Consider the following 20,140-nt stretch of genomic DNA (forward strand, 5'->3'; position numbering starts at 1 on the left):
GGCCAGCCGCCCCGGTCCTGGAGGGCCTGGGGCAGGTCCCAGTGGTAGAGGGTGACGTTGGGCTCGATGCCGGCCGCGAGCAGTCCGTCCGTCAGGAACTCCCGCATCCAGCGCGAGTGGTCGGGCCAGGCCCGGGCCGAGACCAGGGTGCCGTCGACCACGGTCTCGGAGTCCTCGAAATCGGCCCCGGCCGCCCTCATGTCCGGCTCCAGCGCCGGGTAGGCGGTCACCCGGCGGCCCTCGAGCCCCCCGGCCGCGGCCGTGATCAGCGGGCCGTGGCAGATCTGGGCGATCGGCTTGTCCGACTCCGCGAAGGCGGCCAGGATCCGCCGCACCTCGGGGTCGTTGCGCAGGTACTCCGGCGCCCGGCCGCCCGGGACGACCAGGGCCTCGTAGTCCTCGGTGACCACGTCGGCGAAGGCCAGGTCGGCCGGCCACGTGTAGCCGGGCTTCTCGGTGTAGGTGTCGAACCCCTCCTCGAAGTCGTGCACCACGAAGCGCAGCCTCTTCACCGAGGGCGCCGCGATGTGCACCTCGTACCCCTCCTCGCGCAGGCGCTGGTACGGATACAGGACCTCCAGCGACTCCGCCGCGTCACCGGTCACGATGAGGATCTTCACTGCCATGGGCTGCTCCAGGGAAGGGCTGTTCGCGGACGGACGGGGCCCGTGGGGCCACCGCTACCCTGCCCGCGGCGCACGGACGGCACACCCGCCAAGGTCCTCCCTCCCGACACATGGTCTTCACCTGTACGGCACATGACAATGTGAGCCTCGCTCTGCCACCTGACACCCCGCCAATTCCCCGGGCGGGGACGGTGCTTGTGGAGAGGTATCCCCCACGTGATGAGAATCTCGCGCCTGACTCCCTGGGCCGCCGGCCTCGCGGCGGCCGCCCTGTTCGCCGTACCCGCCGCCGCCTCGGCCGGCCAGCAGCGGGCGGCGGAGCCCTCGTCGGCCGCGGCCGACGACTACTACGCCGCCGCCCAGGGCAAGACGGGTGCGGCCCTGAAGGCCGCCCTGCACGGCATCATCAAGAACCAGTCCAAGGTGACCTACGACGGCGTGTGGAACGCCCTGAAGGCCACCGACCAGGACCCGGCGAACCCGAACAACGTCATCCTCGTCTACTCCGGCCGCTCGCAGTCGAAGTCCACCAACGGCGGCGGGGCCAACGACTGGAACCGCGAGCACGTCTGGGCCAAGAGCCACGGCGACTTCGGCACCGCGACCGGCCCGGGCACCGATCTGCACCACCTGCGGCCCGAGGACGTATCCGTCAACAGCACCCGGGGCAACAAGGACTTCGACCGCGGCGGCAGCCCCGTCGGCGAGGCCCCCGGCAGCCTCACCGACGCCGACTCCTTCGAGCCGCGCGACGCCGTCAAGGGCGACGTGGCGCGGATGCTCCTCTACATGGCCGTCCGCTACGAAGGCGGCGACGGCTTCGCCGACCTGGAGCTGAACGACCGGGTCGGCAACGGCTCCGCCCCCGCCCACGGGCGGATCAGCGTGCTCGAGCAGTGGCACCAGGCGGACCCGCCGGACGCCTTTGAGCGGCGCCGCAACCAGGTCATATTCGATGTCTACCAGCACAACCGGAACCCGTTCATCGACCACCCGGAGTGGGTCGCCGCCATCTGGTGACCGCACCCCGCGAGCCCGGAGCGGTCCTCACAGGGCCGGGTAGTCCGTGTACCCGCGGGCGTCTCCGCCGAAGAAGGTGGAGGGGTCCGGGGTGTTGTACGGGCCCTGCGCGCGCAGCCGCTCCGGGAGGTCGGGGTTGGCCAGGAAGAGGGCCCCGAAGGCGAGCAGGTCGGCGGTGCCGTCCTCGATCAGCGTCAGGGCCCGGTGGTCGGTGGGGCCCTCGGTCGCCGGGTTCAGCACGAACGGGCCGGAGAACTGCTTGCGCAGCGCCAGCGTGGTCTCCCGGGCCTCGGGGCCGTGCTCCAGGACGTGCAGGTAGGCCAGGCCGAGCCCGCCGATCTCCTTGACCAGGGCCTCGTAGACGGGCTGCGGGTCGGGCTCGGAGATGCCGTTGTACGGGTTTCCGGGCGAGACGCGCAGCGCGGTGCGCTCGGCGCCGATCGCGGCGGCGACCGCCTTGACCACCTCGACGGCGAAGCGGATGCGGTTCTCTGCGGTGCCGCCCCACTCGTCGGTGCGCAGGTTCGAGCCCGGGGCCAGGAACTGGTGGATCAGGTAGCCGTTGGCCCCGTGCAGCTCGACGCCGTCGAAGCCGGCCTCCACCGCGTTGCGGGCCGCCTCGGCGTAGTCGGCGATGGTCGCCCGCACCTCGGTTCCGGTCAGCTCGTGCGGGGTGACGAAGTCCTTGAGGCCGTCCGCGGTGAAGACCTGGCCCTCGGCGGCGACCGCGGAGGGTGCCACGGGGATCAGGCCGTCGGGCAGGAGGGACGGGTGGCCGATCCGGCCGGAGTGCATGATCTGCGCGAAGATCCTGCCGCCCGCGGCGTGCACCGAGTCGGTGACCCGGCGCCAGGCCGCGACCTGCTCGGCGGTGTGCAGGCCGGGGGTGAAGGGGTAGCCCTGCCCGACGGCGGAGGGCTGGATCCCCTCGCTGATGATCAGCCCGGCGGAGGCGCGCTGGGTGTAGTACTCGGCGACGAGGCCGGTGGCGAGCCCGCCCTCCGCCGCCCGGCTGCGGGTCATGGGAGCCAGGGCGATGCGGTTGGGGAGCAGGCCGCCGGCGATGCGGACGGGCTCGAATGCACTGGTCATATCTGCCTCACACAAGTTAGTTGGTCGGCCAATAAATAGCCTTCGGAGGCAGCGTACCGTATTACTTGGCCGACCAAGGTAAAATCGGCGGGGCAGGTAGGATTTCCAGCCCGAGACGAGAAGAGGACCGCCGCCATGACCGCGCAAGCAGCCGGGGAACCGCGCACCGAACCCGTCTGTCCGATGCCCGGGGCCGTGCTGGACGGGCCGGTCAGCCACGCCATCAGCCGCGTGGCCCGGCTCCACCGGATCGCCGCGGGCCGCGCGCTACGGGATCTGGGACTGCACCCGGGGCAGGAGTTCCTGATGATGCACCTGTGGGACAGCGGGGCCGTGCGCCAGTCCGAGCTGATCAAAGCGGTGGGCCTCGACCCGTCGACCGTGACGAAGATGCTCCAGCGCCTGGAGCAGGCCGGACACGTCCGCCGCCGCCCCGACCCCGCCGACCGCCGCGCCTCGCTGGTCGAGGCCACGGAGACCAGCTGCGGGCTGCTCGTCGAGGTGCGCCGGGCCTGGGGCGAGCTGGAACGCCAGACGCTGGCCGGCCTCGACGCGGCCGAGGGCGCGGAACTGACCCGCCTGCTGGGCAAGGTGGAGACCACGCTGTGCACCGAGCTCGCCCGCAGCGGCGAGGGGGACTGCGCCTCCGCCTGCTGAGCCGCACCGGACCCCGGGGACCGGACGCGGCCTCAACCGGCCCCGGGCGGGTCCAAGCGGTCGGCCAGGCTCCGGAACCCGCTCCACGGCAGGGTGGGGGTGCGGGCGTCCCAGACCTTCTGGGACAGCGCGGCCAGCGGCAGCCGGATGCCGGCCGCCACCTGGTCCTGGGTCTGGGCGCCGGACAGGTCGGCCCAGACGGCGAGCCGCCCGCCCAGGATCTGGTCCGCGTACTGCGCCGGGACGGCGGTGCTGCCGCGCAGCACCAGCGGGGTCCACTGCTCGTAGATGCGCTGCCCGGTGGGATAGGTGAACTGGTTCGGCTCGCCGAGCACGTAGTACAGGTACTCGTCGTTGAGGTTCACGAGCTTGCGGCCCTCGCGCAGGTACTCGAGCGGCGGGCGGGCGCCTACCTCCTTGCCGGTCCAGTACTCGACCTGGATGTCGTCGGCCGCCTTCGCCACTCCCCCGGCGAAGAACCCGTCGTTCCACGCCTTCAGCGCCTTGCCCGACGGGCGCACGGTGTCCGCCCGGTCGTTGAGCCAGCCCGTGGCCAGGTCCTGCACCCGGGCGTTCGCCCCGTACCGCTGCCGGGCCGCGGTGGCGAGCTGCGGGAAGGAGGCCTCCGGGTCGCGGACCACCAGCGCCTGGTACTCGTCGGCGCCCAGGTGCCAGGCCCCGCCGGGGAACAGCGTCCGGTACTCGCGGAGCAGTTCGTCGATGAGCTTCGCGGACGCGGGGTTCGCTATGTCCACCGCTCCCTTGACCGCCCTGCCCTGTGCGTCGCGCAGCTGGAGGTCGGGGTGCGCGCGCAGTACCGCGCCCAGGTGTCCGGGCGAGTCGATCTCCGGGACGACGGTGATGTGCAGGCGGGCGGCGAGCGCGGTGATCTCGCGCACCTGCGCCTTGGTGAGGTGCGGGGTGGAGACGACCTCGGGATGGCTGTCGGACTCGATGCGGAAGGCCTGGTCGTCGGAGAAGTGCAGGCCGAGCTGGTTGAGTTTCAGGTCGGCCATCTCGTGCAGCCGGTCCTCTATCCAGTCGGGCGTGAAGTGCTTGCGCGCGATGTCGAGGTTGAGGCCGCGCTGCGGCTCGGCCGGGCCGTCGCGCACGGTGCCCTCGGGGGCGGAACCGGCGCTGCGCACGGCCTGTTTGAGGGTGCGCGTGCCGTAGAAGACACCGGCCTCGTCGGGGCCGGCGATGCGGACCCGGCCGTCCTTGACGTCGAGGGTGTACGACTCCGCCGGGCCGGACCCCTTGGCGCCGAGGGAGAGGTGCACGTCGCCCGGGCCGGGCTCCGCGGACTCGGCGTACCCCAGGCCCAGTTCACCGGCGAGCAGCTTGCCCTCGTCGGCCAGGGCCGCCTTGTCGTCCGGTGCGACGACCACGCGGGCCTGGGGCGCGGGCTTCCATCCGGGGCCCCGGGCCGGCACGTGCTCCCGTACGGCGGGGATGGTGCGCGGGGCGGTGGACAGCGCGTAGGAGGGCGTCGGGGACGGGGCGGCCGCGGGGGGCTCCGGGGCCGGGGCCTCGGTTCCGGCCGGTGTGCTCGCGCCGGGGGTCGGCGCGGCCGGGGCCGCCGGAGCGCGGGCCTGGTCGGAGGCTGCCGTACAGCCCGGGGTGGCCAGGGTGACCAGTGCGGCCACCGTGGCCGTCGCTATGACGTGGCCTCTCACGTGAAACCTCGGATCTCGGATCATGTGCCCGCGTCCCGTATGCCCGTGTCCCCCGTACCCAACCTGGCACGGGGGACACGGGCGCGCGACCCGGCGGGCTCAGACCAGGGCGTCGAGCGCGGTGGCGGCGAAGCCGTGGTCCTGCTCGGGCGCGCCGCCGCCGACACCGATGGCGCCGATGAGGCGGCCGTCGCGGTGGACGGGCAGCCCGCCCGCGATGAACAGCAGCGGACGGTCGAGGGCGGTGGGCAGGGTGTGGAAGGGGGCGCCGGGCTGGACGGCGGCGACCAGGTCGGCGGTGGGCGCGTCCAGCTGGAGCGCGGTGAAGGCCTTGCGGGTGCTGGTCTCGCCGGAGATGAGCACGGCGCGGTCGTCGCGGCGGAAGGCGAGCAGGTGGCCGCCCGCGTCGAGGACGGTGACGCTGACCGTGGCCCCGGCCGCTTCGGCGGCGGCCGTGGCGGCGGCGATGAGCAGCTCGGCGTCCTCGGTGGTCAGCGGGGCGACGGCGGTACGGGGGGTGCCGGTGGTGCTGGACATGCGGGTTTCTCCTCGGTGGGGGTGTACGGGAAACAGGGGGCGGATCAGTGGTGGGCGGGGACGGCGGACGTCTCCGGGGCCGCGGTGGCGATCACACGGCCGCCGCGGGCCGCGCCGCCCGCCGTGCGGCGCTCCAGGGCGCCGGAGACCAGGGCGAGCACCAGGGCGGAGGCGGCCAGCGCCGCGCCGACCCAGTTCGGTGCGGTCCAGCCGAGGCCGGCGGCGATCACCATGCCGCCGAGCCAGGCGGCCAGCGCGTTGCCCAGGTTGAAGGCGCCGATGTTGACGGCGGAGGCAAGGGTCGGTGCGCCCGCGGCCTGGTCGAGGACCCGCTTCTGGAGCGGGGGCACGGTGGCGAAGCCGAGGGCGCCGATGAGCACGATGGTGACGGCGGCGCCCGCCTTGGTGTGGGCGGTGAGCGTGAAGACGGCCAGGGTGACGGCGAGCGCGCCCAGGGAGACGTAGAGCATCGGCATCAGCGCGCGGTCCGCGTACCGGCCGCCGATGAGGTTGCCCGCGACCATGCCGAGGCCGAACAGGACCAGGAGCCAGGTCACGGAGGAGTCGGCGAAGCCCGCCACGTTGGTCATCATCGGGGTGATGTAGGTGATCGCGGCGAACACGCCGCCGAAACCGAGCACGGTCATCGCCATCGCCAGCAGCACCTGCACGTTGCGGAAGGCGGCCAGCTCGCTGCGGATCCGTACGCCGCCTTCGGGCCGGGGCAGGTCGGGCACCAGGCGGGCGATGCCGAGCAGGCCGAGGACGCCGAGCGCGGCGACGATCAGGAAGGTGACGCGCCAGCCCAGGGTCTGGCCGACGAGGGTGCCGAGGGGGACGCCGACCACGTTGGCCACCGTCAGGCCGGTGAACATCATGGCGATGGCTCCGGCCTTCTTCTCGGGGGCGACGAGTTCGGCGGCGACGACCGCGCCGATGCCGAAGAAGGCGCCGTGGGCGAGCGAGGCGACGACGCGGCCGGTGAGCATGATCCCGAAGGCGGGGGCGAGCGCGGAGAGCACGTTGCCCGCGATGAACAGGCCCATCAGCAGCATCAGCATGCGCTTGCGGGGGATGCGGGTGCCGAGCACGGTCATCAGCGGGGCGCCGAGGACCACGCCGAGGGCGTAGCCGGTGACCAGGAAGCCCGCGGTGGGGATCGAGACGCCGTAGTCGCCGGCGACCTCGGGCAGCAGGCCCATGATCACGAACTCGGTGGTGCCGATCCCGAAGGCCCCGATGGCGAGGGCGAGGAGGGCGAGAGGCATGAGGGAGGTGTCCTTCGGCGGGGAGGGGGTGTGGTGCGGGGGTGGCGGGCGGCCACCGGGGGCGACATGTTGCCGTCGCCGCTTACGTGCGTCCACATTAATTGCAGACGCGGGATATTTGCAAGCGCGGGCTATTGCGTACGTGACCTATCCTGGTGGTCACACGCGGTACCCATCCGCTTCGAAGGAGGAGCCCATGACGGCCACGGACAGCGCGCTCACCGCCCTCTCCCAGGGCTGGTGCGCCCTCTCCCTCCTGCACGGGCGGATCGAGTCGCACATCGAACGCGCGCTCCAGGCGGGGCACGGCCTGAGCGTGCGCGAGTTCTCGCTGCTCGACGTCCTGAGCCGGCAGCACAACGGGCCGGGCGGGCACCTGCGCATGCACCAGGTCGCCGACTCGGTACTGCTCAGCCAGAGCGCGACGACCCGACTGGTCAGCCGGCTGGAGGACCGCGGTCTGCTGAGCCGCTACCTCTGCGACACCGACCGGCGGGGCATCTACACCGATGTGAGCGAGGCGGGCCTGGCCCTCCTGGCGGCCGCCCGCCCGACGAACGACACCGCCCTGCGCGAGGCCCTGGACGAGGCCGCCCGCAACCCGCAACTGGCCCCGCTGGTCGCGGTGGTGGAGAACACCCGCTCCTAGGACCCGTCCGCCGGGCCCGGCGGCCTCGCCTACCGGCCGGGCCGCGAGGGGCTCGGGGTCACCGAGGGCGGGACCGAGGGGGAGCCCGCGGGCAAGCCCGCCGAGGGCGTCGCGGACTTCGACGGCGCCTGCGGGCTGCCCGCCGGGTTCGGCGCCGCGGACGGCCAGGCGCTCGGGCCCGGCCCCGGCACGGTGCTCGGCGGCGGGCTCACGGACGGCGTCGGCGCCGAAGCCGGCGTCCGCGACGGAGCCGGTGTCCGCGACGGCGTCGCAGGCCCGACCTCGGGCGGCGCGGCGGGCGGCGCGGGCCGTACCGGTGCCGGGTCCGGAGCGAGCACCAGGTACCCCACCACGGCCGCCGCCGCGGCGGCCAGCCCGGCCAGCCCGGCCAGCGGCAGCCCGATCCCGCGCAGCCGCAGCGCCGGGAACCTCCGTACCCGCGGCCCCGGCGGATCGGCGGGGCGCAGCGCGAGGACCGTGACCCCGGCCGCACGGGCGTCCAGGGCCTCCCGCAGCCTGCGCTCGACGGGGCGTTCGAGCGGGGGTTCGCCGTACGTCATACCCGTCCCTCCAAAATCCGCTCCAGCGCGTCCAGCGCCCTGCTCGCGTTCGACTTCACCGCTCCCCGGCTGATCCCGAGGGTGCTCGCGATCTCCGCCTCGCTGAGGTCCGCCCAGTACCGCAGCACCAGCACCTGGCGGCGGCGCGCGGTGAGCCGGCCGAGCGCGGCGAGCACTTCGCGGTGCGCCTCGTCCAGGACCACGTGCGCCTCCGCGGACGGTACGTCGGCCGGGGCGGGAGGGGTCCAGGCCCGGGCGGTGCGCCGGCGGCGCAGGACCGAGCGCGAGGTGTTGACCACGGCGGTGCGCAGGTAGCCGAGGGCGTTGTCCACCTCGGTGATGTGCTCGCCGTGGCGGCGGTACAGGGCCGTGAAGGCGTCCTGGACCACGTCCTCCGCGGTGGACAGGTCGTCCACGAGGAGCACGGCCAGCCGGACCATGCGCAGCCGGTGCGCGTGGTAGAGCGCCGTGACGGTGGGCGGCGGGTCTCCGGGGCCGCCCGCGGCGCCGTCGCCGTGGGCGCCTCCGTCCGGTCCGTACGAGGGCCCGTACGGGAGCCCGTACGGCCGGGGCTCCGCCGCCGGGGCGGAGCGGTCGCGGCGCAGCAACGACCACAGGCCCCGCCACGCCCGGCCGAAGCCGGGCGTGAGGGGGCCGACGGGTGGTGCGAGGTCGAGCACGGGGTTCCTCAGCCGTTGGCGCGGCGCCGCACGGCGTACAGGGTCCCGGCGCCGGCGGCGATGAGGACGGTGGCCCCGGCCCCCAGTGCGGCGGTGGTCGCGGAGGAGCCAGTATGGGCCAGCTCGGACCCGGCGGGCGAAGCCGAGGGCTGCGGGGCGCCGCTCGCAGGCGCGCTCGGGGCGGCGCTGGGGGCCGTGTTCGGGGCCTTGCTGGGGGAGGCGCTCGGCGCCGCGCTCGGCTGCTCGCCGCCGGGCACGCTGACGGACGGGCTCGGCGGCACGCTGCCGGGCGCCTTCGGCGCGGCGCTCGGCGAGGCGCTGGACGCGGGGGCGGGCGCGGACGAGGCGGAGACCCCCGCCGCGGCCGCCGGGCCGGCGAGGGCGACGACCGCCCCCGCCGCGGCCGCGGTGACGGCCGCCCGGCGCAGGGTGCGGGGGACGCGCTTCAGGTTCATCACGGTGGTTCTCCACGGTCGGATCGAGAGCAGGGCGCGGAACCGCACCCTTCACCCCCGCACGACGCGCGACCCCCGGCGAGGTTGCCGCCCGCGGCCGGGAATTTTTTCCAGGGCCGTGCCGAGGGCGGCGACGCCCTCCTCGATCTCCCCCGCCGAGCCCGCCGCATAGCCCAGGATCAGGCCCGGCGGGCCCGGGGCGAGGCGGTGCCATGACAGCGGGTGGGCCTTGACCCCGAGCTCCAGCGCCGCCGAGGCCAGAGCGGTGTCCTCGAAGTCGGCGCCGTCGAAGGTGACCATGAGGTGCAGGCCCGCCGCCGCGCCGTGCACCCGGGCGCCCGGCAGCCGGTCCGCGAGGGCCCGGAGCATGGCGTCGCGGCGGCGCCGGTGGCGGCGCCGGACGAAACGCAGGTGCCGCTCCAGCTCCCCGGAGTCCATCAGCCGGGCGAGGACCAGCTGGGCGAGGACCGGATTTCCGAGATCGGCGTACCGCTTGGCGGCGGTCACGGCCGCGCTCAGGCGCGGCGGGACCAGGAGCCAGCCCAGGCGCAGGGCCGGGGCCAGCAGCTTCGACACGCTCCCGGCGTAGCAGACGCCCTCCGGCAGCAGGGCGCGCAGGGCGGGGACGGGGGCCCGGTCGTAGCGGTGCTCCGCGTCGTAGTCGTCCTCGATCACCAGGCCCCCGGCCGCCGCCCAGCCGAGCAGGTCCCGGCGGCGCTCGCCGTCGAGCACGACGCCGGTCGGGAACTGGTGCGCCGGGGTGAGCAGCACGGCCTGCGCCCCGCTCGCCCGGAGCGCGGCCACGTCCAGCCCGAGTGCGTCCACCCGAACGGGAACCGGCTCCAGCCGCCCGTACTCCAGCTGCTGGCGGGCCCCGAGCGAGCCGGGGTCCTCCACCGCGATGCGGCGCACCCCGCTCTCCCGCAGGACCTGCGCCAGCAGCCCCAGGGCCTGGGCGACTCCCGCGACGATCACCACCTCGTCGGGGTCGGCGCGGATCCCCCGGTTGCGGGCCAGCCAGCCGACGACCGCCTCGCGCAGTGCGGGCGCGCCCTGCGGGTTGCCGTAGCCGAAGTCGGCCGGCGTGAGCGCGCCGAGCACCCGGCGCTCGGCCTGGAGCCAGGCGGTACGGGGGAAGGCGGTCAGGTCGGGGACCCCGGGCGAGAGGTCGATCCGGCAGGGCACCGCCCGCAGGGCGTCGACGAGTCCGCCGCGCTCGGGGGCGGCGGCGGGCTCGGCCGCCGGCGGCGGGCCGGCGACGACGACGGTGCCGCCGCGGCCGCGGCCGGACACCTGGCCGGTCTCGGCGAGCCGCTGGTAGGCCTCGGTGACCAGCCCCCGGGAGACGCGGAGTTCGGCGGCGAGGACCCGGCTGGCCGGGAGCCGGCTCCCGACGGGCAGGGTGCCGTCGGCGATGGCGGCGCGCAGCCGGCCGGCCAGCCAGTCGGTGCGGCCGCCGGGCGGGGCCTGGCCGATGTCGAGCTGGAGGAAGTCCGCTCCGCTTTTGGACCCCTGGTTCGCGCCTTCATTGGACCTGCTCATCGGACCATTGTGCCGCGAGGCTGGACGGCATGAAGAGCATGAGCACGAAGGCCGGCGGCCCGCCCGGGGCCGCTCCCCGCGCGGGGGCCGCGCGTTCCCCGTCCGCCCCCTTCCGGGACCTGGCGCCCGGGATCGCCGGGATGGCGCTGGTGGGCAGCAGCGTCACCGTCTCCCGGTCCCTCGTCGACGCCCCGCTGTTCGCCGTCCAGGCCGTCCGGTACACGGCCGCCGCGCTGCTGCTGCTCGCCCTGGCCCGGGCCGCCCGGGTGCCCCTGGAGCGGCCGCGCGGCCGGGAGTGGCTGTGGCTGGCCGGGGTCGCGGCGACCGGGCTGGTGCTGTTCAACGTGGCCGTCGTCCGAGGGGTCGCGCATGCCGAGCCCGCCGTCATCGCCGTCGCGGTGGCCTCCGTACCGATCCTGCTGGGGCTGATCGGCCCGTTCCTGGAGGGCAGGCGGCCCAGTCGGCGGGTGCTGCTCGCGGCGCCCGTGGTGGTGGCCGGGGCCGTGCTGGTGGAGGGGACGGGCCGGACGGACGCCGCCGGGGTCGCCTGGGCGGCCCTGGCGCTGGGCTGCGAGGCCGGGTTCACCCTGCTCGCCGTCCCGGTGCTGCGCAGGCACGGCCCGTGGGGGGTGTCCGTGCACGCGGTGTGGATGGGTGCGGTGATGCTGGCGGGGCTCGCCGTGTGCTTCGAGCGGCCCGCCCGGGTGCTGGAACTCGGCGCGGCCCAGTGGGCGGCCGCCGCGTACCTCGCCGTGCTGGTGACGGCGGTGGCGTTCCTGCTCTGGTACCGGACGGTGGCCGCCGTGGGCTCCGGCCGGGCCGGGCTGCTGACGGGGATCGCGCCGCTCGCCGCCGCGGCCGCCGGGGTGCTCACCGGCGGCGGGGTCCCCGGTCCCGCGGTGTGGCTGGGCCTGTCGGTGGTCATCGCCGGACTGGCGGCGGGCCTGCGGCCGCCCCGCCGGGCGGCCGCGCCGCCCCCGCGCCGGGAGCCCGCCTCCCCTTGAGGGCGCCGGGCCCCGTGGATCACAATCCGCAGATGGCGACGCCCCCGTACAGCAGTGCCCCGTGCACGAGTTCCCCGTACAGCAGCTGGATGCGGTACTTCTCCCCCACCGCCAACCACCGCAGACTCGGCCTGGTCTGCCTCGGGGTGGGGGTCCAGCAGGGCGAACTGCCGGTCGTGGGGCCGCGCTTCCTCGACCACCACGTCGCCGTGGTCGTCACGCGGGGCCGGGGCTGGTTCAGCCACGGCGGCCGGCCCCCGCAGCCGGTGACCGCGCCCGCACTGCTGTGGCTGGTCCCGGGGGTGGAGCACCACTACGGACCCGATCCGCGGACCGGCTGGGACGAGTGCTTCGTCGACTTCACGGGCAGCAGCGTGGAGGCGTACACCGACCTCGGCTACGTGACCCCGGACCGGCCGCTGGTACCGCTGAGCGGGACGGCCGGGGTGCAGCACGTGGTCGACGGGATCGTACGGGCGGCCCGGCTCGGCGGCCCGCTGCTGGAGGTCGAGGCCGCGGCCGCCGTGCACGGGCTGCTGGTGGCGCTGCGCTACGCCCGCGCCGGGGTGTCGCGGCACGGGGACACCGTGATGGACACCCTGGCGCGGGACGCCCTGCTGCCGATGTCGGTGGCCGAGCACGCCGCCCGGCTCGGGATGCCCCTGCCCCAGCTGCGCCGGGCGGTGCGGCGCAGCACCGGGGAGGGGGTCAAGGAGTACCTGCTGGGCATCAGGCTGAGCCGGGCGAAGGAGCTGCTCGCCCGCACCGACCTGCCGGTCGCCGGGGTGGCCCGGCGGGTCGGCTACGAGGATCCGGCCTATTTCAGCCGGCTGTTCAGCCGCCGGGTGGGGATGTCTCCCGTACGGTTCCGGGCCCAGCAGTCGGCCGGCAGGGCGCCCCTTACGGGACGTACCCGACGGTGAGTTCGGCGACCGAGGTCCAGGGGTTGCCCGCCACCTCCCTCGTGGCCCTCAGCTTCACGTAGCGCGCGGGGCGCGGCGTGAAGGCGGCGTCCTGCTGCGCGGCCGTGTCGGCGAAGGTCCCGGAGGCCGCCGCCGTGCCCCAGGTGACGCCGTCGGCGGAGGTGAACACCTGGTAGTCGGCGATCCGTCCGTTGCTCTGCGTCTGCCGGGGCAGGCAGTGGAGGACGGAGACGTCGTAGGAGGCGCCGAGGTCGAGGGTGATCTCGTGCGGCATGGGCGCGGCGGCGGTGTACCACTGGGTGTGCCAGATGGTGGACGCGTCGCCGTCCAAAACGTTGGCGGCGCTGCCGTTCTCACCGGCGGTCTCCTGGCTGTCCACGGCCTTGACGCTCATCTGACCCTGGGGCACCAGGAGTTCGCCGCCGCCGACCGGGCCGAGGTCGTCGACGGCCAGGTCGTCGAGGATGAGGTCGGCCTCGTTGTGGGAGTCCTCGGGAGTGGCCTTGCGCACGCCGATCCAGGCGTCCGTCCCGGCGGTGAAGGTCTTGGTGAAGGTGGTCGGGGTACGGGCCTGGTCGAGGGCGGTGGCGGTCTCGGTGGCGCCGGATCCGGTGACGAACCGGTAGTCGCCGCTGAATCCGGTCTCGTAGCGGAAGGTGACCTTGTAGGAGCGGCCCGGGGTGAAGCGCAGCGTCTGCGGCAGCGTGCGGTAGACCAGGCCGGTCCGCTCCTCGTGCGACTTCAGGGAGTTCTGGCCGCCGATCACGTCGTCCACCAGCTTCCCGTTCCATCCGGCCTGGGTGTACGGGGCGTTGCGCTGGGCGATGTGGGTGCGCGGGTCGGTGGCCGAGCCGCCCGCGCCGCCGAAGGCGAAGGGGCCCCAGCCCGCGTCGGCGTTCTCGAAGTCCTCGGCGAACCAGTGCCCGGCGAGCGGGGTGCGGGCGGAGCGGACCACGCGGACGTCGTCGAGCTGGACGGTGCCCGGTCCGGCGGCGGCGGACAGCGTGAGGGTGGCGGTGGACTGCCCGGCGGGGACGTCGAAGAGCACCTTCATGCGCTGCATCCTGGTGCCGTTCTTCTCGCTGCCGCCGAGGTTGTTCGTCAGCGGCGAGGAGTCGGCGTACACGGAGGCGGCGGCTCCGCCGGCGGGGGCCACCGTGAGGGTGGCGGGCCGGCCGGCGGGGGTGGAGACCCAGACGGACGCGGCGTGGGTGCCGGGGGCGAGGCCGGTCAGCTGCTGGGAGACGGCCGCGGCGGCGCCGGCGGCGAAGGTGAGCTCGCTCTGGCCCTGGGCGTTGCGGGTGACGGCGACGCCGGTCCCGGTGACGGTCCAGGCGCTCAGGCCGCCCGAGTAGAAGGAGGGGTCCTCGAGCGGGGTGCCCTCGCCCCATTTCGGGTCGGCGGGCGCGGCCGGGGCGCCGCTCGCGACCACGTAGGCGGTGCGGGCGGCGGCGTTGATGGTGACCTGGCCGCCTGACCCGACGGTGAGGCCGCCGGCCGGGACGCGGCCGGTGTCGGTGAGCCGGTAGAGCTGGGGTGCGCTCCAGCCGGCCGGCAGGGTCCAGGTGGTGGAGCCGCCCTTGTCGTTCCAGTGGTAGAGCTTGCCGTCGCGGGGCAGCAGGTAGGCGTCCGCGGCCAGGACGGTGCGGCCGGCCGTGGTGATCCTGCGCTTGTCGCCCGCGGTGGTGACGGTGGTGCCGTTCGCGAGGGTGACCGTGTCGGCGGTCCACTTCACGATCGGGGATTCCTGGAGGTACTTGGTCGGCAGGTTGACGGCGAAGGTGGTGTTCAGGAAGGCGGTGAAGTCCCTCTTGCCCTGCCAGCCCTCGTAGGCGGTGATCTCGGCGCCGCCGAGCAGCGGGCTGCGGGCGATCCAGTCGTCCTTGGCGTGGTTGGCGATGAACCGGGCGATGGTGGAGTTGATGCCCTTCAGGTCGCTGCCGCCGTAGTTGACGTCGGTGGCCCAGTGGTGCCAGAGGGACTGTTCGGTCAGGGTGTGGGGGAACTCCGTGGTCAGCTGGAGCCCCAGTCCGCTGATCTCGCGCTGGAGCTTGCGCGAGACGTAGCCGTCCCCGTACCAGACGTCCACGTAGAGGAAGTCGAGGCCGGGGGCGGCGGCCTTGAGGTCCCGCAGCCGCCCCAGCCGCTGCCCGGACTGTCCGTCCTTGCGGGTGTCCACGTAGTACGACTGGTCGAGCCAGTCCCAGCCGAGTCCGCCGGTGTGGCGGGCCGGGTCGAAGGTGGCCGAGACCGGGTACTCCTCGGTGGCGTTGACGTGCACGCCGATGTCTGCGTTGTAGGCGTCGCCGGCGGTGGTGAGGGTGTTCAGGTCGACGGCGCCGCCGAGCTTGGATCCGATGTTCCGGTAGTCCATGTGCGCGGAGTCGTGGCCCTCGGAGGCGTAGCCCTTGAGGAGGACGAACTGGCCGAGGCCGTCGGTGGCGCGGTTGACGCGCTTGGTCTCGTCCAGGGTCTGCGCGAAGGGGTGGGTGGCCTGGGAGGCGAAGTTGAAGGGGATCCGCTGCACGACCCGGTCGGCGGTGTCCTGCCAGCCGGTGGGCGGGGTCCAGATGTCGCGGTAGGCGACGGCGGCGTCCTGCCAGTCGACGGCGGAGTCGGCGTTGCGGTCGGCCGTGATCGCGACGCGGACGTACGGCAGGGGCTCGGTGTCCGCGTCGGCCGCTCCCGCGGGCCGGTACAGCCAGGCTCCGCTCCACAGTCCCGCCCGGCGGTGGCCGCCCTGGTCGGTGACCCGCTTGGCTATCCGGCCGTTCTCCCGCGCGGTGCCGCCCGAGGGCGTGTCGTACAGGGAGTTGGAGTCGATGGCGGCGGCCAGTCGGCCGGTGTTGGCCAGGCCGTACATCACGGTGGTCGCGGCGGGGTCGACGGGGGTGGCGGCGGTGACGGGGGTGAAGGTGTCCCCGGTGCCGGTGGTGGCGGTGTGCATGGTGGCGGTGGCCAGCGCGGCGCCGGGCTGGTCGCTGCGGACGCTGACGAGGTGGTGTTCGGGGATCGCGAGGGTGCGTACCCGCAAGGAGGCGGTGTCCTCGATCGCGGTCACCTTGAACTCCACGACCGAACCGGCCACCGAGATGCGGGACCTGATGGTCACTCCGGAGAAGGCGAGCACGTAGTCCACGCCGGAGGCGGTGGCGGTCGAGGTCACGGCGGGGGTGTGGGCCGTCCCGTTGACGAGCAGGGTGTTCAGCGCGTCCTCGTTGCCGTGCAGGACGTCGCCGGTGGCCCGGCGGGTGTAGCCGATGACACGGGGGAAGCCGCGGTCCACGCTGACGGACAGTTCGGGCGAGGTGATCGTCACGGGTGCGGCCGCCGCGGCGGGGGCGGCGGGGGCGGCCACGACCAGGGTGGCGACCAGGCCGGCCAGCGCGGCCGCGGCCGGCCAGAGGGGGGTTCGCATCGGGCCTCCGGGAGTCGGCGCTTCCTTGGCGGAAGACCGCTCGGCACGCAGGCCCGAGCGGTCCGCTCACTGACCTGACAGCTTGCGGACCGCGACCGGGCAAACCCATGGACAAAGCGGAGCGCCGTCCTGGATTTACGTAACGCCGACGTGCGCCGGTCGTACCCGGCGGCTCGGGAGGTGCGTGCGCCTAGTGCGGTGACCGCAAAGGGTCACAGCACTAGGCGGAGGCCGGGACCAGGATGACGGCGGTGCCGTAGGCGCACACCTCGGTCCCGACGTCGGCGGCCTCGGTCACGTCGAAGCGCATCATCAGGACGGCGTTCGCGCCGCGCGCCTTCGCCTGGTCGATGAGCCGCTCCATGGCCTGGTTGCGGGTCTCCACCAGGGTCTTCGTGAGCCCCTTCAGCTCTCCGCCGATCATCGACTTCAGGCCCGCGCCGATCTGGCTGCCCAGATGCCGGGAGCGGACGGTGAGCCCGAAGACCTCCCCGATGACCTTCTCCACCCGGTAGCCCGGGACGTCGTTGGTGGTCACGACGAGCACACCGGTCTGCTCGGCGCCGGGCCCGCCGCCGTAGTCTTCGATACCCATGGCACCCACTGTCGCCCGGCCCGCCGCCGCCCGCATCCGGAACGCCGCGATCAGTGCATTCGGGCGGCGAGGCCGAACTCGTGGGCGACGACCACCGCCTGGGCCCGGCTCGACAGCCCCAGCTTGCTCATGCAGCGGTGCACGTGGGTCTTCACGGTGGCGGCGCTCAGGACCAGCCGCTCGGCGATGTCGGCGTTGGGCAGGCCGGCGCCGACCAGGCCGAGCACCTCGCGCTCGCGCGGGGTCAGCGTGTCGAGGCCCGGGTGCGGGGGCCGGACGACGGGCGCGGCGTAGGTGTCGATCAGTCCGCGCAGGGCCCGGGGGCTGAACAGCATCTCGCCGGCGTGCACGGTGGCGATGGCGGCGAGCAGCCGGTCGGGCGGGGTGTCCTTGAGGAGGAACCCGCTCGCGCCGACCCGCAGGGCGCGGAAGACGTACTCGTCGGAGTCGAAGGTGGTGAGCACGAGCACCTTGGGACCGCCGCCGGTCCCGGCCGTGCCGTCCGATCCGGCCGAGCCGTCCGACCGGGTCGCGCCGTCCGTCCCGCCCGCCCCGGCCGTGCCGTCGCCGTGTGCGGCCAGGATCCGCTCGGTGGCCTCGATCCCGTCCGTGCCGGGCATCCGGATGTCCATGAGGACGACGTCGGGCCGGGTCGCCGCGGCGAGCCGGACCGCCTCCTCGCCGTCCGCCGCCTCGCCCGCGACCTCGTAGCCGGGGGCGGCCGTGAGCAGCGCGGTCAGTCCGGACCGGATCAGGAACTGGTCATCGACGACGAGTACGGACGGCATGCGCGTCTCCCCCTCCCGGTCGGGGCACGGGAATCCGCAGGCTGACCCCGAAGCCTCCCCCGGGGGCAGGCCCCGCGGTCACCGTGCCGTGGTAGATCGTCGCCCGCTCGCGCATTCCGATCAACCCCTGTCCCCCGGCCCCTCCCGGGCCGGCCGGCACCCGGGCCGGAGTGCGGCCCCTGCCGTCGTCGTCGACGCGTATGCGGACCTCGTCCGCGCCGTAGTCGACCCGGACGGTGGTCCGCGCGCCTGGGGCGTGCTTGATCACGTTGGTCAGGGCCTCCTGGACCACGCGGTAGGCGCACAGGTCGATCCCGGGCGGCAGGTCGTAGGCCGTCCCCGTGACCTGGACGCCGACGGGCACCCCGGCCTCGCCGACCCGCCTGGCCAGCTCCTCGAGCCTGCCCAGTCCCGCCACCGGGCCGTGCTGCTCCTGCGGGGCGGGCAGCGGACCTTCCTCGCGGAGCACCAGCAGCATCCGGCGCATCTCGGCCAGGGCCTCGCGGGCGCTGTCCCCCACGGTGTCCAGGGCCTTGCGGGCGGTCGGCGGGTCGGAGGCCAGTACGTAGGAGGCGAGCCCGTTCTGGACGGAGATCACCGAGACGTGGTGCGCGATGACGTCGTGCAGTTCGCGGGCGATCCTGATGCGTTCCTCCACGACGGCCCGGCGGGCCTTCTCCTCCTGTTCCAGGCGGAGTTGGCGGGTGAGCACGCGCAGCCTGCGGGCGCCGTCCCCGGCGACCCAGCAGACGACGGCGGCGACGGTGACGAAGACCGCGCTCATCGGGGCGACGCCCGGCTCGGCGAGCCGGGTGCCCCACAGGAGCACGGCGAGCGCTCCTGCCGCGGCCCTGGCCGACACCCGGCGGGGGCACCAGGAGGCCACGGTGTACAGGGCGGTGAGCACTCCGCACGCGGCGACCACGTGGTAGTAGCCGAGGGTGAAGTAGAGGCCGACCCAGAGCCCGGTGTTGAGCAGGACCGCCACGGGGTGGCGGCGGCGCAGCACCAGCGGCAGGTAGATCGCGGCGAGCAGGGCGTAGGCGAGCGCGTCGGTGTCACGCCAGTAGCCGTGCGGGTCGGGCCAGTTGTGGAGCAGCGTGGACGACATCCACAGGGAACCGGCGGCCCATACGGTCTCGCCCGTGACCGGTAGCACGGCGCGGACCCGGCGCATTGCCGGATGTGCGGACAGCTGCACGTCAACCCCCTTGTGTACACCCCTGGTTGTACAGGGCCGCCACCCGAGGGGGTAGGCCCGATTCAACCCGTGGACGGTCGCGGCGGGTGGCCGCCGGCCCGTAGCGTCGGCAGGGCCGGTCCACCGGCCGGCACGGCCTCACCCCCCGGGGCCCCGCCGCGCGGCCGTGCCCGTTCGGGGGCGGGCACGGCCCGCTCGCGCGTCGGCCGGGGGTCAGGCGGGCCAGGCCGTGGAGCGGGTGCCGAGCAGGCGGAAGCGGCCGGAGGCGACCTCGTAGAGGAACAGGCCCTCGCCCGTGAAGGTGCCGTTGGCCCGCTCGAAGGCGTACGCCTTGGAGACGCCCTGGTGCGTGGTCCCGCGCAGGGTGGGCAGCAGGTCCCCGCGGCCGACCTGGGGGCGGCCCAGGTCCCGCGCGCACCGGGCCAGCAGGTGCACGGCGTCGTAGGCCTCGGCCGCGTAGAGCGGGGCGGGGCTCTTGTGGCGGGCGCGGAAGGCGGTGTCGAAGGCGCGGGCCGCCGGGGGCGCGGGGGCGGCGGCGGGGTCGACGGCGGTGGAGACCAGCAGCCAGCCCTCGGCGCTCGCGCCCGCCTCGGCGAGGAAGCGGGGGTCGTGGACGGCCTGGGTGGCGAGGACCCGGCCGCGGTAGCCGGCGGCCGCCAGGGCCACGGCGAGGCGGGCCGCGCCGGCGGGGCCGCCGCCGTACAGGACGGCGCCCGCGGCGGCTCGGACGGCTTCGCGGGCGAGGCCGGTGTGGTCGGCGTCCGCGGCCACGGTCGCCGTGCTGATCGCCCGCTTCCCGGCGCGCAGGGCCTCGCTGAGGAAGCGGGTGGTCTGCCAGCCGTAGGGGGTGCCGTCGTCCACGACCAGGGTGGTGCCGCGCTCGCGCGCGGTCAGGTACTCGACGACGGGCCGCATCTGGTAGGCGTCGTTGGGGCGCAGGCAGGTGTAGACGCGGTTCAGGTGGGTGGTGTCGCCGTCGTTGACGGTCAGGACGGGCAGGCCCGCCTGGTCGTAGGGGGCGAGGACGGCCTTGACGGCCGCCGTGGCGGTGGCCGCGAGGACGGCGACGACGGAGGTGTCGGCGGCGAACCGGGCGGCCGCGGCGGCCGCCGGTCCGGCGGCCCCCCGGTCGTCGGCCTCGGCGAGGCGGTAGGTGAAGGGCTGGTCCTCGGCCGCCGAGAGCTCCTCGACGGCCAGCAGCGCTCCGTCGCGCTGGGCCCTGCCCACGCCCTGGCCGGGGCCGCTCAGATCGGCCTGCAGGCCGATGGCGAGGGCGGGGCGGCCGGGGCGGGCGCCCTTGTCCTCGGGCGCTGCCTTCTCGCGCAGCAGCCAGGCGGTGCTGGTGCCGCCTGCGACGAGGGTGGCGGCGGCCGCGGCGAGCAGGGTCCGGCGGCGCGGCCGCGGCGCCGGGGGGGGGGGCCGGGCCGCGGCCCCCCCCCCCCCCCCCCC

General features: G+C 74.8%; 19 protein-coding genes and 1 pseudogene. 5 read left to right on the forward strand and 15 right to left on the reverse strand.

Going from position 1 to position 20,140, the window contains the following annotated elements; genetic code table 11:
- Window positions 1–107, reverse strand: a 107-nt coding sequence (locus AB0D66_RS32120) for a family 1 glycosylhydrolase (protein ID WP_362310747.1), incomplete at its 3' end; no start/stop codon positions are given.
- A pseudogene (locus AB0D66_RS32125) lies at window positions 90–626 on the reverse strand (DJ-1/PfpI family protein); the annotation flags it as partial. The pseudogene AB0D66_RS32125 and the gene AB0D66_RS32120, both read right to left, overlap by 18 nt.
- A 219-nt stretch (window positions 627–845) precedes the next feature.
- On the opposite strand from AB0D66_RS32125, the gene AB0D66_RS32130 reads away from it, so the two are divergent.
- Window positions 846–1,646 (forward strand): endonuclease, encoded by an 801-nt coding sequence (locus AB0D66_RS32130; RefSeq protein WP_362310730.1) that lies wholly within the window; start codon window positions 846–848, stop codon window positions 1,644–1,646.
- Window positions 1,647–1,673: 27 nt separating this feature from the next.
- Here the strand turns inward: AB0D66_RS32130 and AB0D66_RS32135 are convergent, their stop codons facing one another.
- Window positions 1,674–2,738 carry an alkene reductase gene (locus AB0D66_RS32135; protein WP_362310731.1) on the reverse strand — a complete coding sequence of 355 codons (1,065 nt, stop codon included), beginning with the start codon at window positions 2,736–2,738 and terminating at the stop codon, window positions 1,674–1,676.
- A gap of 135 nt (window positions 2,739–2,873) precedes the next feature.
- On the opposite strand from AB0D66_RS32135, the gene AB0D66_RS32140 reads away from it, so the two are divergent.
- Window positions 2,874–3,395, forward strand: a complete 522-nt coding sequence (locus tag AB0D66_RS32140; RefSeq protein ID WP_362310732.1) for a MarR family winged helix-turn-helix transcriptional regulator — start codon at window positions 2,874–2,876, stop codon at window positions 3,393–3,395.
- 32 nt (window positions 3,396–3,427) lie between these two features.
- On the opposite strand, the gene AB0D66_RS32145 is transcribed toward AB0D66_RS32140, so the two are convergent.
- The 3 genes from AB0D66_RS32145 to AB0D66_RS32155 form a co-directional block, all read right to left on the reverse strand.
- Window positions 3,428–5,071 (reverse strand): glycoside hydrolase family 20 protein, encoded by a 1,644-nt coding sequence (locus tag AB0D66_RS32145; protein WP_362310733.1) that lies wholly within the window; start codon window positions 5,069–5,071, stop codon window positions 3,428–3,430.
- A 99-nt stretch (window positions 5,072–5,170) separates the two neighbouring features.
- A complete protein-coding gene (locus tag AB0D66_RS32150; protein WP_362310734.1) occupies window positions 5,171–5,608 on the reverse strand; it encodes a heme-binding protein in 438 nt (145 codons plus the stop codon).
- A 44-nt stretch (window positions 5,609–5,652) separates the two neighbouring features.
- A complete protein-coding gene (locus AB0D66_RS32155) occupies window positions 5,653–6,876 on the reverse strand; it encodes an MFS transporter (protein WP_362310735.1) in 1,224 nt (407 codons plus the stop codon).
- Between the two features lie 196 nt (window positions 6,877–7,072).
- Here AB0D66_RS32155 and AB0D66_RS32160 point away from each other — a divergent pair, with 196 nt between their 5' ends.
- A complete protein-coding gene (locus AB0D66_RS32160) occupies window positions 7,073–7,525 on the forward strand; it encodes a MarR family transcriptional regulator (RefSeq protein ID WP_361761798.1) in 453 nt (150 codons plus the stop codon).
- A gap of 29 nt (window positions 7,526–7,554) precedes the next feature.
- On the opposite strand, the gene AB0D66_RS32165 is transcribed toward AB0D66_RS32160, so the two are convergent.
- The 4 genes from AB0D66_RS32165 to AB0D66_RS32180 are packed head-to-tail and all read right to left on the reverse strand — an operon-like array spanning window position 7,555 to window position 10,762.
- Window positions 7,555–8,085 (reverse strand): hypothetical protein, encoded by a 531-nt coding sequence (locus AB0D66_RS32165; protein WP_362310736.1) that lies wholly within the window; start codon window positions 8,083–8,085, stop codon window positions 7,555–7,557.
- Window positions 8,082–8,765 (reverse strand): SigE family RNA polymerase sigma factor, encoded by a 684-nt coding sequence (locus AB0D66_RS32170; protein WP_362310737.1) that lies wholly within the window; start codon window positions 8,763–8,765, stop codon window positions 8,082–8,084. The genes AB0D66_RS32165 and AB0D66_RS32170 overlap by 4 nt, the downstream gene beginning before the upstream one ends.
- Before the next feature lie 8 nt (window positions 8,766–8,773).
- Window positions 8,774–9,220, reverse strand: coding sequence for an LAETG motif-containing sortase-dependent surface protein (locus AB0D66_RS32175; RefSeq protein WP_362310738.1), 447 nt, complete (start codon window positions 9,218–9,220; stop codon window positions 8,774–8,776).
- Window positions 9,221–9,271: 51 nt separating this feature from the next.
- Complete coding sequence (locus AB0D66_RS32180; protein WP_362310739.1) at window positions 9,272–10,762, reverse strand: PLP-dependent aminotransferase family protein; 1,491 nt, start codon at window positions 10,760–10,762, stop codon at window positions 9,272–9,274.
- Window positions 10,763–10,791: 29 nt separating this feature from the next.
- On the opposite strand from AB0D66_RS32180, the gene AB0D66_RS32185 reads away from it, so the two are divergent.
- Complete coding sequence (locus AB0D66_RS32185; RefSeq protein ID WP_362310740.1) at window positions 10,792–11,766, forward strand: EamA family transporter; 975 nt, start codon at window positions 10,792–10,794, stop codon at window positions 11,764–11,766.
- Between the two features lie 32 nt (window positions 11,767–11,798).
- The gene (locus AB0D66_RS32190; protein WP_362310741.1) at window positions 11,799–12,689 is read left to right on the forward strand and encodes an AraC family transcriptional regulator; all 891 of its coding nucleotides are present in this window, start codon (window positions 11,799–11,801) and stop codon (window positions 12,687–12,689) included.
- On the opposite strand, the gene AB0D66_RS32195 is transcribed toward AB0D66_RS32190, so the two are convergent.
- From AB0D66_RS32195 to AB0D66_RS32215, 5 genes are all read right to left on the reverse strand, one after another.
- Complete coding sequence (locus tag AB0D66_RS32195; RefSeq protein WP_362310742.1) at window positions 12,667–16,107, reverse strand: endo-alpha-N-acetylgalactosaminidase family protein; 3,441 nt, start codon at window positions 16,105–16,107, stop codon at window positions 12,667–12,669. The two genes, AB0D66_RS32190 and AB0D66_RS32195, sit on opposite strands and share 23 nt — an antisense overlap.
- Before the next feature lie 220 nt (window positions 16,108–16,327).
- Window positions 16,328–16,702: a YbjQ family protein gene (locus tag AB0D66_RS32200; RefSeq protein WP_362310743.1), complete on the reverse strand. Its 375-nt coding sequence runs from the start codon at window positions 16,700–16,702 to the stop codon at window positions 16,328–16,330.
- A 50-nt stretch (window positions 16,703–16,752) separates the two neighbouring features.
- The gene (locus tag AB0D66_RS32205) at window positions 16,753–17,490 is read right to left on the reverse strand and encodes a response regulator transcription factor (RefSeq protein ID WP_362310744.1); all 738 of its coding nucleotides are present in this window, start codon (window positions 17,488–17,490) and stop codon (window positions 16,753–16,755) included.
- Complete coding sequence (locus AB0D66_RS32210; protein WP_362310745.1) at window positions 17,465–18,691, reverse strand: histidine kinase; 1,227 nt, start codon at window positions 18,689–18,691, stop codon at window positions 17,465–17,467. Before AB0D66_RS32210 ends, AB0D66_RS32205 begins: the two co-directional genes overlap by 26 nt.
- A gap of 213 nt (window positions 18,692–18,904) precedes the next feature.
- Window positions 18,905–20,140 (reverse strand): ABC transporter substrate-binding protein (locus AB0D66_RS32215; RefSeq protein ID WP_362310746.1); only part of this gene is annotated, 1,236 nt, incomplete at its 5' end.

This window comes from Streptomyces sp. NPDC048270 (genome assembly GCF_040652335.1).
Taxonomy (GTDB): Bacteria; Actinomycetota; Actinomycetes; order Streptomycetales; family Streptomycetaceae; genus Streptomyces.

Coding starts and splice junctions, on each gene's coding strand:
- AB0D66_RS32130 (WP_362310730.1), top strand. CDS start 846: ATGAGAATCTCGCGCCTGACTCCCTGGGCCGCCGGCCTCGCGGCGGCC.
- AB0D66_RS32200 (WP_362310743.1), bottom strand. CDS start 16,702: ATGGGTATCGAAGACTACGGCGGCGGGCCCGGCGCCGAGCAGACCGGT.
- AB0D66_RS32160 (WP_361761798.1), top strand. CDS start 7,073: ATGACGGCCACGGACAGCGCGCTCACCGCCCTCTCCCAGGGCTGGTGC.
- AB0D66_RS32155 (WP_362310735.1), bottom strand. CDS start 6,876: ATGCCTCTCGCCCTCCTCGCCCTCGCCATCGGGGCCTTCGGGATCGGC.
- AB0D66_RS32205 (WP_362310744.1), bottom strand. CDS start 17,490: ATGCCGTCCGTACTCGTCGTCGATGACCAGTTCCTGATCCGGTCCGGA.
- AB0D66_RS32190 (WP_362310741.1), top strand. CDS start 11,799: ATGGCGACGCCCCCGTACAGCAGTGCCCCGTGCACGAGTTCCCCGTAC.
- AB0D66_RS32140 (WP_362310732.1), top strand. CDS start 2,874: ATGACCGCGCAAGCAGCCGGGGAACCGCGCACCGAACCCGTCTGTCCG.
- AB0D66_RS32185 (WP_362310740.1), top strand. CDS start 10,792: ATGAAGAGCATGAGCACGAAGGCCGGCGGCCCGCCCGGGGCCGCTCCC.
- AB0D66_RS32150 (WP_362310734.1), bottom strand. CDS start 5,608: ATGTCCAGCACCACCGGCACCCCCCGTACCGCCGTCGCCCCGCTGACC.
- AB0D66_RS32135 (WP_362310731.1), bottom strand. CDS start 2,738: ATGACCAGTGCATTCGAGCCCGTCCGCATCGCCGGCGGCCTGCTCCCC.
- AB0D66_RS32195 (WP_362310742.1), bottom strand. CDS start 16,107: ATGCGAACCCCCCTCTGGCCGGCCGCGGCCGCGCTGGCCGGCCTGGTC.
- AB0D66_RS32175 (WP_362310738.1), bottom strand. CDS start 9,220: ATGAACCTGAAGCGCGTCCCCCGCACCCTGCGCCGGGCGGCCGTCACC.
- AB0D66_RS32165 (WP_362310736.1), bottom strand. CDS start 8,085: ATGACGTACGGCGAACCCCCGCTCGAACGCCCCGTCGAGCGCAGGCTG.
- AB0D66_RS32180 (WP_362310739.1), bottom strand. CDS start 10,762: ATGAGCAGGTCCAATGAAGGCGCGAACCAGGGGTCCAAAAGCGGAGCG.